This is a genomic window from Streptococcus sp. Marseille-P7375 (assembly GCF_902460365.1).
In the GTDB taxonomy this organism is placed as follows: Bacteria; Bacillota; Bacilli; order Lactobacillales; family Streptococcaceae; genus Streptococcus; species Streptococcus cristatus_I.
Genome location: NZ_CABPTR010000005.1, coordinates 21,897 through 35,466 on the forward strand (window position 1 = coordinate 21,897; position 13,570 = coordinate 35,466).

The 13,570-nt window shown below is 43.5% G+C and carries 12 protein-coding genes and 1 pseudogene; 2 read left to right on the forward strand and 11 right to left on the reverse strand.

Features of this window, described 5'->3' with window-relative positions; genetic code table 11:
* Positions 1 to 14: 14 nt before the first annotated feature.
* Together FZ954_RS09875 and FZ954_RS09880 are read right to left on the reverse strand one after the other, a co-directional pair.
* Complete coding sequence (locus FZ954_RS09875; RefSeq protein WP_148878247.1) at positions 15 to 2,444, reverse strand: ATP-dependent Clp protease ATP-binding subunit; 2,430 nt, start codon at positions 2,442 to 2,444, stop codon at positions 15 to 17.
* A 4-nt stretch (positions 2,445 to 2,448) separates the two neighbouring features.
* Positions 2,449 to 2,907 (reverse strand): CtsR family transcriptional regulator, encoded by a 459-nt coding sequence (locus FZ954_RS09880; RefSeq protein ID WP_148878248.1) that lies wholly within the window; start codon positions 2,905 to 2,907, stop codon positions 2,449 to 2,451.
* Between the two features lie 285 nt (positions 2,908 to 3,192).
* Between FZ954_RS09880 and FZ954_RS09885 the strand changes: the two genes are divergently transcribed.
* Positions 3,193 to 3,543, forward strand: coding sequence for a hypothetical protein (locus FZ954_RS09885; RefSeq protein ID WP_148878249.1), 351 nt, complete (start codon positions 3,193 to 3,195; stop codon positions 3,541 to 3,543).
* Between the two features lie 267 nt (positions 3,544 to 3,810).
* Positions 3,811 to 4,683 carry an AraC family transcriptional regulator gene (locus FZ954_RS09890; RefSeq protein WP_148878250.1) on the forward strand — a complete coding sequence of 291 codons (873 nt, stop codon included), beginning with the start codon at positions 3,811 to 3,813 and terminating at the stop codon, positions 4,681 to 4,683.
* A gap of 110 nt (positions 4,684 to 4,793) precedes the next feature.
* Here the strand turns inward: FZ954_RS09890 and FZ954_RS09895 are convergent, their stop codons facing one another.
* The 9 genes and pseudogenes from FZ954_RS09895 to FZ954_RS09940 form a co-directional block, all read right to left on the reverse strand.
* On the reverse strand, positions 4,794 to 6,905 hold the full coding sequence (locus FZ954_RS09895; RefSeq protein ID WP_148878251.1) for an ATP-dependent Clp protease ATP-binding subunit: 2,112 nt from the start codon (positions 6,903 to 6,905) through the stop codon (positions 4,794 to 4,796).
* Between the two features lie 430 nt (positions 6,906 to 7,335).
* Positions 7,336 to 8,100: an amino acid ABC transporter ATP-binding protein gene (locus FZ954_RS09900; RefSeq protein ID WP_148878252.1), complete on the reverse strand. Its 765-nt coding sequence runs from the start codon at positions 8,098 to 8,100 to the stop codon at positions 7,336 to 7,338.
* Between the two features lie 12 nt (positions 8,101 to 8,112).
* Positions 8,113 to 8,799, reverse strand: coding sequence for an amino acid ABC transporter permease (locus tag FZ954_RS09905; protein WP_125387943.1), 687 nt, complete (start codon positions 8,797 to 8,799; stop codon positions 8,113 to 8,115).
* A 3-nt stretch (positions 8,800 to 8,802) separates the two neighbouring features.
* Positions 8,803 to 9,495 carry an amino acid ABC transporter permease gene (locus tag FZ954_RS09910; RefSeq protein WP_005591156.1) on the reverse strand — a complete coding sequence of 231 codons (693 nt, stop codon included), beginning with the start codon at positions 9,493 to 9,495 and terminating at the stop codon, positions 8,803 to 8,805.
* A gap of 21 nt (positions 9,496 to 9,516) precedes the next feature.
* Positions 9,517 to 10,401: a transporter substrate-binding domain-containing protein gene (locus FZ954_RS09915; RefSeq protein WP_148878253.1), complete on the reverse strand. Its 885-nt coding sequence runs from the start codon at positions 10,399 to 10,401 to the stop codon at positions 9,517 to 9,519.
* Between the two features lie 15 nt (positions 10,402 to 10,416).
* A complete protein-coding gene (locus FZ954_RS09920; protein ID WP_148878254.1) occupies positions 10,417 to 11,415 on the reverse strand; it encodes a uroporphyrinogen decarboxylase family protein in 999 nt (332 codons plus the stop codon).
* A 251-nt stretch (positions 11,416 to 11,666) separates the two neighbouring features.
* A pseudogene (locus tag FZ954_RS09930) lies at positions 11,667 to 11,831 on the reverse strand (SIS domain protein); the annotation flags it as partial.
* Between the two features lie 104 nt (positions 11,832 to 11,935).
* A complete protein-coding gene (locus tag FZ954_RS09935) occupies positions 11,936 to 13,072 on the reverse strand; it encodes a mannitol-1-phosphate 5-dehydrogenase (protein WP_148878256.1) in 1,137 nt (378 codons plus the stop codon).
* Between the two features lie 60 nt (positions 13,073 to 13,132).
* Complete coding sequence (locus tag FZ954_RS09940; protein ID WP_148878257.1) at positions 13,133 to 13,570, reverse strand: PTS sugar transporter subunit IIA; 438 nt, start codon at positions 13,568 to 13,570, stop codon at positions 13,133 to 13,135.

Here is a 13,570-nt window from a genome sequence, read left to right on the forward strand (position 1 = left end):
TGCACACATCCTCCCTAAGCCATTTCAAATTTGAGTTGGCCACCTTTGACACCAACTTTGAGAGTTTGACCAGCTGCCAAATCTCCAGTCAGGAGCAACTCAGACAGCTTGTCTTCCACCTGCGTCTGCAGGGTACGGCGCAGCGGCCGCGCTCCCATTTCTGGATCGTAACCTTCCTGAGCCAGCAATCTCAAGGCACTAGCTTGGAATTTAAGCACGATGCCTTGCTCTGCCAGACTCCTAATCAACGGTTGCACCATAATCTTGACCACTTCCTGCATATCCTCAGCAGACAGACTGTGGAAGACCACCTTTTCGTCAATCCGGTTGATAAATTCAGGCCTGTAGGTCTTTTTCAACTCTTCCAGAATGCGTTTTTCCATATTGGCCTGATCAAAGCGGATATCACGCGCCCCAAAACCAACCGTCTTATCATCCCGCAGGGCCGTTGCCCCCAGATTGCTGGTCATGATAATGATGGTATTGGAGAAGTCCACCTTGCGGCCCTTGCTATCGGTCAGCTGACCATCATCCAAGACCTGCAAGAGGACATTGAAAATGTCTGGATGAGCCTTTTCTACCTCGTCAAAGAGAAGAACTGAATATAGACGGTTGCGAACCTTCTCCGTCAACTCGCCGCCTTCTTCATAGCCTACATAGCCCGGAGGCGCCCCGTTGAGACGACTCGCTGCGAATTTCTCCATATATTCACTCATGTCAAAGCGAATCAGGGCGGATTCATCATCAAAGAGAACTTCTGCCAAGGCCTTAGCTAGCTCTGTCTTCCCGACACCCGTTGGCCCTAAGAACATAAAGGAACCAATGGGGCGTTTGCCGGTGCGGATGCCCGATTGATTGCGACGAATAGCTCGGCTGACAGCCGAAACTGCCGCATCCTGCCCGATAACTCGTTTGTGTAGTTCTTTTTCCAAATTGAGATATTTTTTGGCATCTGTCTGAGTTAATTTCTGCACAGGAATACCTGACAAGCGACTGAGAGTCTCTAAGATATCCCCTGCTTCCACTTTCAGCTTGTAAACAGTTGACTCCTGCTCTTTTGCCAGTAGCTGCCCGACTTTTTTCAATTTTCCAGCCATCAAAGCCTGATCCACAGGTGTCAAATCCGACTGTTTATAATTCTGCGGTCCTTTATTTTGTACAGTTGCACTGGCTTCATCCAAAAGGTCAATAGCAGAGTCTGGCAGATGCTTGCTGGTCAGATAGCGATGTGCATACTTGACCGCTGTTTCAATGGCCTGATCACTAATCTGCACCTTGTGGTGATCCTCATAGCTCTTTCTCAGACCCTGCAGAATAGCAATGCTGTCGGCCACAGTAGGTTCTTCAATAGTGACCTTGGCAAAACGCCGAGACAGAGCAGCGTCTTTTTCGATATGCTTCTGGTACTCTTCCTGCGTCGTAGCACCAACTGTCCGCAAGGTTCCCCGAGCCAGAGCAGGTTTCAGGATATTGGCCGCATCCAAGGTCGAATCAATCCCGCTGCCAGAGCCCATGATGGTATGCAGCTCATCGATAAAGAGGATGACATGGCCGTCTTCTTCGATGTCATTGATGATATTGTTCATCCGCTCTTCAAAGTCTCCGCGGAAACGAGTCCCAGCAACGACATTCATCAAGTCTAGTTCCAAGACGCGCATCTTGGCAAGTTCTGCTGGAACCTGACCAGCTGCCACACGTTGAGCCAAGCCCAGTGCCAAAGCCGTTTTACCAACCCCCGCATCACCGACAAGTAATGGATTATTCTTTGTCTTGCGGCTGAGGATCTGAATCATCCGAGAAATCTCTTCATCCCGCCCGATGACTGGTTCCAGACGACCAGCCCGAGCCAGCTCTGTCAAATCCCGAGTATAATCTTCCAGACCACCACTTGTTGAAGGAGGCATGCCCATCATATTTGCCATGGTTTGTTTGGCAGAGGCCGTGTTTTTATTTAGCGAGCGGATCGACTTGATTTCCTCTCTACCCCAGCCAGCACGCTGCTCTAAAGCCTTTCGCAAATCGCTAAATCGAGGGACTGTACTCTTATCATCATAGCTAAAACCTGCAGCTTCTAACACACGAGCTGCCAAGGTGCCACGGTCAAATAGCATAGCTAGGAGCAGGTGCTCTGTTCCTAAGTTTTTAGCATGGACGGCTTCCGCAATCTGCCCTGCTTGAGCAAAGAGCTCCTCCAAACGGTGAGAGAAAGGCAATAAGTCAAAACCACCCTTTTTTCGGTACTCTTTTCCAGTAATGTCAAAGGCCGCTTCTTCCAGTTTATCCACTTCAATAGGGAATTCATTTAGAGCCGAGCCTGCCACGCTGTAGGGATTATTAGCCAGAGCCATCAACACTTGCCACGATTCTAAATAATCTGTAGCAAAATGACCAGCTAAGAGCTGAGCCGCTTCTAAGCTTTCTACTAAAGCTTTTGAATAATTCATATTCTTAATTTCCTTTTCTATCTAATTGCTGCAAAATTTTCCGTAACATTCTGGCTCGAATCCTCGGAGCATCTGTCCCCAAGACAGCATCGCTGGCGCTCGCTAAGAGCAGATCTCCTTCACGCTGGCTGATAATTTTTTCATCAAAGAGCAGCTGCAAAATATCTGAAAAAACTGGCTGGCTGAGCGACTCACCAACATTGGTCAACAAATCAGACAGCATCTGGTGCCGATCGGAAAATTCAATCTTACCAATCCTGATATAGCCACCGCCACCGCGCTTGCTCTCCACGATATAGCCCCGACTCTCTGTAAAGCGTGTCTTAATCACATAATTGATCTGACTCGGAACTACCTGAAAAACATCAGCTAACTCACTGCGCTTCAGCTCGACCATGCCCGCCTGCGCCAAAATTCTTTTGATGTATTCTTCTATACTATCCGAGGTATTTTTGATGCCCATGATATACCTTTCTATCTGTTATATCTAAAAATAAGCATTCAAGTCTTCTCTAACATTGACTATCTTTGACTATTATACCGAAAAAATCTATTTTTTGAAAGAAAAAGAAGTCCCAGAAAGCTTGAAAATATCTGATAATTCAGAGTAATGAAAAAGATTGATAGACTGAGTAAATACGATTGTAATCGCTTGCTTTTTACTTTTAAAGACTTATAATAAAGGTGTGAAAGTGTGGTGTTTACACCATCAACCGTATCCAAACAATCATCAAAAGGAGGTTTTCCAATGAAAATAAATTGGCTCAACTATACCCATCATGTGCTTAGCTGTCTTTTTGTCACCCTGAGCATCTTGACGATTTTTTCTGCCGAGTATGTCGTTTTCCCAACGAGCCTTCTTCTAGGCTGTCTCCTCATTCCTCTGCTCTTTGAGCAGCATTTATTCAGTCGCCGAATGACTTGGAGCCTCAGCATTTTCTTTGCCATTCTTGCCTTTGCCCTTCTCTTTATCATCAAAACCAATCATATCTCCCTTAGCTATCCAGCAACAACCCTTCTTCTTTTTGTACTAGCAAGCCTGAGTTTTTCAAACTCCTTTATCCTTCACAAAAATAAAGAACAGAAGGCCGCTAGATAGAACAGCACAATAAAAAGTGTGGAAGCAACATGAGCTCAAAAGAGCCATGGATTCCACACTTTTCTTATTCTATAAGGAGCTGGATGGTAGCCAAAAATTCTTAAATGGTTCGTCCACGCTGCCAGCCTAAACTAGACTTTCAGAAAATTTTCTCCTCTTTATTTTCCTACTTTCATTTTCTTTTTAATTATATTATAATAGTTGGCAAACACATTTTCCAATCTAATTACTTTAAAAAATTGATAGTATTCTACGAAGGAGGGTAACATGATGGATTTGGGTCAATTGCACAAGACTACTGAATATAAGAATCAAGGGACCCCCTATTCTCTGACGCGGACCATTACGGAAAACGGCCAGCCTGACATCCTCTTCCACTGGCACACTGATGTTGAAATCATTTACGTTCACGAAGGAAGTGCCCAATTTCATATCGACGATCATTATTTTAACAGCCACAAGGGCGATATTGTCCTGATTCGTCCCAATGCCCTCCACTCCATTCATCCGATTGAGCAGCAGCGCCACTACATGGATGCCATCAACTTTCATTTGGATTTAATGGGCTATTCAGCCATGGACCATGCCAGTATCCACTATCTACAGCCTCTCTACAATGGTCAACTGGACTTTGTCCATGTCATCAAGCCGACTGACCAAGCCTATGAGGAAATTCGTCAATGCCTGCTGGCTACTATGGAAACGGGTTATTGCCAAAAGAAATACTATGAATTCCAGCTCAAGGCCCAGCTCAATCAGCTCTTCTACTTGCTTTTTGAAAACGGCTATATCGTCTCCAAGGAGCTATCTGCCGAAGGCTACCGCAAGGAAGAGAAAATCCGCTCCATCATCGACTATATCAATGAGCATTATCAGGAAGAACTCTCTATTGATCAGCTGTCTGGCATCTGCGGCTACAGTCCAACGCACTTCATGAATTTCTTCAAAAAACATCTGGGTGTTTCTTGCATTGAATATCTGATTCAATTCCGCCTGCGCAAGGCTGCCGAGCTCCTCCAGCACTCTACTCTGTCAGTTCTAGAAATCTCAAGCCAGTCTGGTTTTAATAACCTTTCTAATTTCAACCGGCAATTTAAGAAATACTATCAAATGACACCCAGTCAATATCGAAAAAAATAAGAAAATCTCCAGTCAACTGATTGGAGATTTTTTATCTGAATATGATTAATAAAAAAAACGAACAGACTAAATATCTGTTCGTTTTACGAGATTTTGAGATTGATCGGTGCTTATTCTGCTGATTTTTCACGAATCACCAAGGTTCCATCTTCCATATCTGCAGTCAGGTGCTTAGCATCTAGATTATCCAAGTGGAAGTCAGTCACCTTGTCACGAATTTGCTGCTCAATGACACGGCGGAGTGGACGAACACCCATGACTTGGTCATAACCAGCATCGCGCAGGAATTCCTTAGCTGCATCAGATACAGCCAGATCAATTTCTTTCTTGCTCAAGGTTTGATTTACTTCAATCAACATGAGATTCACAATCTCCATCAGGTCTTCTTTCTTGAGATGAGAGAACTCGATGACTGCATTGAAACGATTGAGGAATTCTGGACGGAAATAAGCTTTGAGTCGATCCATCAAATCAGGCTTTTCAGCATGCTCTTCCAAGCCTGCTTCGTAGCCAAAGCCTGCATTGGAAGTCGCAATGATGACCGTGTTCTTAAAATTGACTGTATTCCCTTGACCATCCGTCAAACGACCGTCATCCAGAACTTGAAGGAGAAGGGTAATCACTTGTGGATCCGCCTTTTCAATCTCATCCAAGAGGATGATAGAGTAAGGATTGCGGCGCACACGCTCGGTCAAAGTATTGTTGTTGTCATCATAGCCAACATATCCTGCAGTGGTACCAATCAGCTTGGAAACAGCAGTCCGGTCGGAGTATTCAGACATATCCAGACGGATGATAGCTTCCTTGGTGCCGAACATATCTAGAGCCAGTTGTTTAGCAAGCTCAGTCTTTCCGACACCTGTCGGACCAACAAAGAGGAAGCTTCCGATTGGACGGTTGCCTTCATCAAAACCTGCACGGTTACGGCGGATAGCTCTAGCCACAGCTTCTACAGCCTTGTCTTGGCCGATTACTTTAGCTTTGAGACGGTCATTCATGCCCTTGAGGCGCTCAATATCACTAGCACCCATTTGAGATACGGGCACACCCGTCATCCGTTCAACAGATTCTGCTACGTCGTTGACTGTAGCTGTCACCTTCATATCCTCAGTGTGGTTTTGAATTTTCTTTTCCAGCTCTTCAATGCGAGTCTTGGCATTCAGAGCTGCTTCATAGTCTTCTTTTTCAACAGCTGTTTCCTGCTTAGCCTTCTGCTCAGCAATCTCATGCTCAACTGCATGAACATCAGTCACTGGATGTTGAGCTGCCAAGTGGGCAGCAGTCACATCGACCAGGTCAATGGCCTTGTCTGGCAGGCTCCGTTGTGGAATATACTGAACAGAGTAGTCCACAGCTGCTTTCAGCACTTCATCCGGCAGGATGACATTGTGATGCTTTTCATACAGGTCCCGAATACCTCGAAGGATCTGATAGGTATCTTCAGCAGACGGCGCATTGACCTTGACTTCATTGAAACGGCGAGCCAAAGCTGCATTTTTAAGGATAGTATTGCGGTACTCGTCTTGAGTAGTAGCCCCGATAACGGTCAACTCCCCACGAGAAAGCGCTGGTTTGAGAATATCCGCCAAGCCCTTAGAACCGCTATCTCCTCCTGTGCTACCTGCTCCCAGAATTTGATGGATTTCATCAAAGAAGAGGATAACATTGCCGGCTTCCTTAACTTCATTGACCAAGTTTTGGATATTTTCTTCAAAGCTACCACGATACTGGGTACCAGCTTCCAAGCCAGAAATATCAACAGAAATAATTTCCTTGTTCTTGATGGCCGCTGGCACATCACCATTGACGATAGCCTGAGCCAATCCTTCTACGACAGCTGTCTTACCAACTCCGGCATCACCGACCAGAACTGGATTATTCTTAGTACGGCGGGAAAGGATTTCAGCTGTTTCTTGGATTTCCTTATTGCGTCCAATGACTGGATCCAGCTTACCATCACGCGCTTCTTGAGTCAGATTGCGACCTAGCTTAGCCAGGATGCCATCTTGCTTAGGCCCATGCGCTCCAGCTTGCACATCCTGTTCGCCAACCACCTGACCAGGAAGCTTGCCAGTAGCTCGGTACTGAGCAAACTCTTCCGGTGTGACCTCCCTACCATTGATCAAGTAGCGTCGATGTTCGCTGTTGTAGCCACCCATGCGCCCCATGAGTTGGTTGAAAAGGTCGTCCATACTGTTAAAATTGTTGTAATTGTTGTTCATCATTTTTCCTCACTTTTTATACGTTTTATATCATTTTTTCATTTGCTAAAGTTTCAGATAAGAAATCTCTTTCTTACCTACTGTACATTTATGTTCATATCGGAGATCTTCTCCTATCTATTATTTTACATAACTTATTCTATTTCCAAAAATTAAGACTCCTTCAGTCTCTTACTTTATGGATGAGTTAGATCTATTTCAGAAGAATTGATGTTACATAATTTTTAATCCTCCCAAAAATAATCGCCTACTGGCTATATCCTCATCTTCTGAATAAATTCTGTGTAAACTTTTTGTTTACAGTTGTAATTATACATCCTTTTTACCCCCTTGTCAATAGGTTTTAATAAAAAATTTACATAATTTTTTAAAAGTCAAAAAACTTCCTCCACACTAAAATATGGAGAAAGTTTCTCTATTTTGATACAAGTTAAATCATATACTCTACACTATAACTGGCATCCGACAGAATGCGGGACAGAAACTGCTTAGTTCGCTCTTCTTTGGGACTAGTGAAGAATTCCTGCGGAGGATTTTCTTCGATGATGTGACCTCCGTCCATAAAAATGACATGGTTGGCCACATCACGGGCAAAGCTCATCTCGTGGGTCACAACGACCATGGTCACTCCCTCCTGAGCCAGCTGTTTCATGACACTGAGAACTTCACCGACTAGTTCCGGATCTAGAGCCGAAGTTGGTTCATCCAGCAGGATGACATCTGGCTTGACAGCAATGGCGCGGGCAATCCCAATCCGCTGCTGCTGGCCGCCCGATAGCTGAGAAGGATAATAGTCCTTGTAAGCTAAAAGTCCAACGCGCTTCAAGGCATCTTCCGCAATCTCAAGCGCTTCTTCCCTCGGTATCTTACGAGCGATCACTAAGCCCTCTAAGATATTTTCAAGGGCTGTTTTATTGGCAAAGAGATTATAATGTTGGAAGACAAAGGCTGTCTTTCTACGAATTTCCAAAATCTCCTTTTTGCTAAGTTTAGCCAAATCATAGTCCTTACCAGCCAAAGTCAGCTGGCCGCCATCCGCTTTTTCTAAGTGATTCAGACAGCGCAGAAAGGTTGTTTTCCCAGAGCCTGAGGGACCAAGAATTACCACAACGTCGCCTTGATTGACCCTGAGACTGACATCTGCCAGCACCTGTTGCTCTCCAAATCGTTTGGAGATATGTTTTACTTCTAACATAATCTTTCCTTCCTAAGCAAGAGCGTAGCGCTTTTCCAAGCCCCTAAACATCCACTGAATCAAGCCACAGATAATGAGATAAATAACAAAAATTACTAAGTAAGACTCTGAATACTGGTAAGAATGAGAGGCTTCGACCTTAGCCAAAGCTGTAATATCCTTGACCGTCATGACAAATACCAGTGAGGTCCCCTTAACCAAATTGATAACCAGATTGGCGAGATTGGGCAGGGCAGAACGCAGAGCCTGAGGAAAAACAATCCTCCGATAAGCTTGAAAATTCGTTAACCCAATCGCCTGAGCTGCTTCTAACTGTCCTTTATCCACTGTCAAAATAGCAGAGCGCAAGATTTCCGATAAACTCCCTGTTGTCATCAAACTATAAATGATGAAAGCATAGTAAAGCGGATTGAACTTAAAGACATCTACCTGACTGCCTAGACTTTTGAAAAATTGATTCAGCAAGCTAGGAAATAGACTGTAGAAAAAGAGGATAAGTAAAATGGGCGGCGTTGCCCGAATGAAGGCCAGATAAACCACCGAAAAGGTCCGCACACCTCGAACTTTATAAATCTGCCCCAGAGCTAGAAGCAGAGCCGGAATAAAGCTGAGTAGAATAGCCACCACCATAATAATTAGGGTTACCGGTATGCCTTTCAAAGTAACCAGAAAGGTATTTACAATATAATTCAAATCCATGCTTTACCTCTCCTTGACTGTCAGACTTTTTTCCAGAAGCTGGGAAGCTAGCGAAACCACTAGGGCAATCCCCCAGTAAATCAAGGCCACCGCTGTATAGGTTTCTAGGGAATAATTGCCCAGATTCCGGCTGATGAGATTTTGCCCCGCTCCCATAACATCCACTGCCCCAATCGTATAGGCCAGCGCAGCATCCCGCATGAGATTAAGAAAGGCGGTAGTCAAATTGGGCAGGGCAATACGAAAAGCTTGTGGCAGAATAATCCGAAGAAAAGTCTGCACTGGTGTCAAGCCAATACTGAGTCCTGCCTCGGTCTGTCCCTTGGGAACAGCAAGATAGGCTGCCTTGAAGACTTCTGCAATCATGGCCGCAAAGAGCAGAATCATGGTAATGATGACAAATACGGTCCGTGACCAATTGTTGATATCCAGTCCCAACCACCATTTTAAAAACTCTGGAATGCCATAGAAGACCAAGAAGAGCAAGACAATAGGCGGTGTACACCGAAGGATAAATATATATCCTCTAGCCAGACCAGCAAAAGTCGGCTCCTCCACAACCTGAGCCCAGGCCAACAGACCACCTAGCAAGGAGCCAATTAAAACCGTCACGAACATAATCCATAAAGTAGTCGGCAAGGCCTGTAACAAACCAGGCAGCAGGCCAAAAACACGGGACAAATCATAAGCGACCATACGGTCTCCTTTCTCCAGCTTTTAGTCTTTATCTACATAAGAAAAGACATCTTCACCAAAGTATTTTTCCGATAATTTAGAGAGTGTCCCATCTTTTTCTAGCTCTTTAATAGCCTTTTCATAGGCTTTGGCAAACTCTTCATTCTTTTTATCTTTATGAATGAGTGGATAGGTAGGGATACCCTTATAAGGGAACCAGCTCAACTGGTCCGCATACTGATGATAGGAACCTACCTTGTCTGTGACAGCTTTTTCAAAGGACAATTTGATATCAAAGAAGGCATCATAGCGACCTTCCAAGACCCAAGCATAGGCATCCGATATCTGAAAAGACTCTGCTGCGGTCAACTCAATTGGACTAGCATTGTGCTTTTTGTTGTACTCTTCAATCACTGTCCATTGAGCATTCTGTGGTGAAATCGGCACCAATTTCCCTTTTTCTTTGGCAAAATCATCAATATTTTTAAATTTATTTGCGTCTGCTTTTCGAATGGTGAAGCCGATGATACTAGCTCCGATAGGACTTTCTGGAATGATGAACTTCTTAGCCCGCTCTTCCGTGTACCAAGCTCCCTTGGTTCCGATATCATATTTCCCAGATTCCAAACCAATCAAAAGATCTTCGTCACTGGTGCCAGTATATTCGAACTGATAATCTGGCAATTTTTCATCAATGGCCTTGAGTACAGCCACTTCATAGCCATCTGACTTGCCTTTTTCGTCCAAAAAGTCGTAAGGAACGTAGTTTTGCGTATGAGCTACTTTTAAAGTCGTGACCTTGTCACTGCCTGATGTCGAACTACTTGCCTTGCTGGATGAAGCCCCCGTCAAGGTCCGTCCCAAATAAGTTCCGGCAACAATAGCAATCACAGCTACTCCACCGATAATCCATTTTTTCTTACTCATTCTTTCCTCTCCTTTTTATGCTAAACTTGCTGCTTGGCGAACCCACCCAATCCGCTCTGGATCAATATCGCTTGGGATGGTGCAGTCAGCCCCGATAATCAAAGCATCCTTGCCAGCCTCTGCTATCAAGCGCTTGGTTTCATTTTGAATAGCTTCTTGGCTACCTGTGTAGAGCAGACCAGTCTTGCCATTTTCAAAGCCACCTAGAACGGTCCGACCGCCAAATAATTTGCGACCTTCTGCCAAACTGATGCCTTCTGGTCCCACTGCCCAGTTAATAACCTGAGCTGGATAATCGGTGAAAAGATGAACATCGTTTCGCGCGCCTTCGTAGCCACAAATATGCAGAATATTTACTCCGCCAGCTGCATTGGCTGCTTCCAGCACCGCCAATTCACTAGGAGCAATAAAAGCCTTATAGTCTTCAGCCGACACCCGCGCATCCTGAATGCTCTGAACGCTGAGGTAAATTCCATCCGCACCAGCTTCCTTGATAATGCGTTCTGTCAGAGCCGCAATATCTTGAGCAATCACATCCAGCACCCGCTTTGTCACTTCCGCATCTTCTGCTAGAAAATCTGCAATAATGTCATCTCCTCCAGCAACCTTGCCAACCAGCCATTTGAAGTAGGTCACTGGCGCAAAAATATTGTAAATAGCAACCAAGTCCTCTGTGAAGCCGGCCCTAATCTTTTGAACCAGCTCCACCTGCTCACTGATCCAAGGATGGTCGGCGCCTAAAGGCTCGATACCTGCCAAGTCCTTGATAGATTGAACTTTTTTCAAGCGCTCATTCGGATAGGCAAAATAACCATCGCTCATCAATTTGACAAAGTCTGGCTTGACTTCTGATAGAAATGCTTGATGGCCTGCTAGATTTTTCTCAATAATAGTCTGATTGCCAAAACCAGCCAGCCACTCATCCTCGCTGGTAAAATGATGCCAGAAACCAACTGGCACTCGGTCAACTTTTTCCCCCTTAAAGGCCTTTAAAACCAACTCTCTTTTAGACATAACTTGCTCCTTTTCAATTTGATTGCTATTATCATATCACTGAAAAGTGAGCTTTCCAAATATATATTTCCTATCAGCCCGATTAAAAATATTTATAAGAGTAAATTAAAAAAGCTAGCTCAAGCTAGCTTTACCAAGGTTTTTCAGCTTTCCATGAAAAACTTGTTTTTCTTACTATTTTTAGAAAGGCAAGATATATATTTTCTATGGGAGAGATAGGCAATCTTTATCAAAAGACCTCTACTTCGATCTTACTTACCCTTAGCTGCAAAATAAGCAATCAATTGAGTTGGCACCACCATAGAGATTGGTGACAAATAAGGGTGAACTTGGCTCAAGACAATATCGTCTCCATCCTTAGCCACATTTTCCTCCGCAATGGTCAACACCTTGGCTCCACGCGCCACAATACTCTCTCTAAAATTGTAAATAAAATATAAATTAATTGACAACAATAAGATGATAGCTGATGAACTAAAGATCATCAGCTATCATTTTATTTTGGGGGCACTAATTAACTTCATATCAGCTCTACAATCTGATTAATCAATTCTTTATCGTCTAAACCTGTAATTTGAACAACAACGTCTTTGATCGGTTGACTAGTTAAAAGCTGTTCTAGTTTAATACTTTCTTCATCATTCGCATCACGGTAGTTAAAGACATAACCAACTGTTTTAAGTAGGTTATAATAGGACAGTTTGCGTTCTTTCAGCTCACGAATCGGTCGAATAAAGCGTTCATTGTATCCTAATTTGCGTATTGGAGTACGAGCTACTCGGCTAATATCATCTACTATGAAAGGATTTTCGAAACGTTCTATAATAACCTTGTGATAATTCTCCAATTCTTTTTTATCAAAGTTCCATTTGGCAACCAGGAGACTGCGAATTTCAGCTAAAACGGCTTCAATCTGAGACTTGATATCAGGATTCTGGAGAGCTTCCAAAATTGTCTTGGCACCATAATGAGCACCAATGTAAGCTGAAGTTGCATGTCCAGAATTGACTGAAAAAAGTTTTCGCTCAATAAAAGGTTCCAAATCTTCTTCATAATGCACGTATTCTAGATGTAAATCTGGATTTTTAAGACGCTTGGTTTCTACGACCCATTCATTAAAGGGCTCGACCACAACAAAAAGAGGATCTTCGTGACTTTGTGCTGGAACAATCCTGTCTACTGCAGCATTGGGAAAACCTATGTAGTTCTCAGCAAATGTCAAATCTTCCGGACTTAAATATTTCTTGACTTCTTGATAGAGAAATTGAGATCCGCCAATCATATTTTCACAGGCCATAACATCTAATGCTTGCGTATTTCCTGCAGCCCGTCGAGCTTCGATTCCCTTAGCTAGAAGTTCAGCAATAAAAGGGAGTATATTAGGTCCGATTGCGGTAGTAATGATATCCGCCTTTTGAATCGCTTCAATAACTTGCTCAGGATGTTCCTTACTGTTAATCCCTGCCACATTCGTTATCTCAATGCGAGGTTGCCCTTCCTTAGCAATTTCAATTTCGTACTTACCTTTCTCATTTAAGACTTGGATAATACGATCATTTACATCAACAAAGTCAATATGAAAACCATTTTTAAATAAGATTTCACCAATAAAACCACGGCCAATATTCCCAGCTCCAAAATGTACTGCATTCTTCATTGATTCTCTCCTTTACTGATTCAGCTCTAAAAAATATATTCGTTAGTAATCAGTACATCACTATTCAACACTGTCTAGTAGGCTAGATATTTCCTCTTCTGACTGAGCATCTGCCAACTTGATGACATTGTCTACATCGGCACAAAAGATTGAAATCTTCTGGATAATTTCTAAGTGTTCATTTCCAATACCAGCAATTCCAAAAAGCACAGTTGCTACTTGAGGATTATCTTCTGTTCCAAAATCAACTCCTGTTGGTACCTGAACAACTGTAATACCAGACTTAAGCACATCCTTCTTAGCTACATCTGTTCCGTGCGGAATCGCAATAAAGTTCCCCATATAGACAGATAATTCTTTATCTCGCTCAATCATAGCATCAATATAATCTTCATTAACATAGCCCCCCTCATAAAGGACTTTCCCGCAATAACGGATAGCTTCTTCTTTATCAGAAAATTGCTTATTCAGCTTAATTAATTGTTCTTCAAGTTTCAT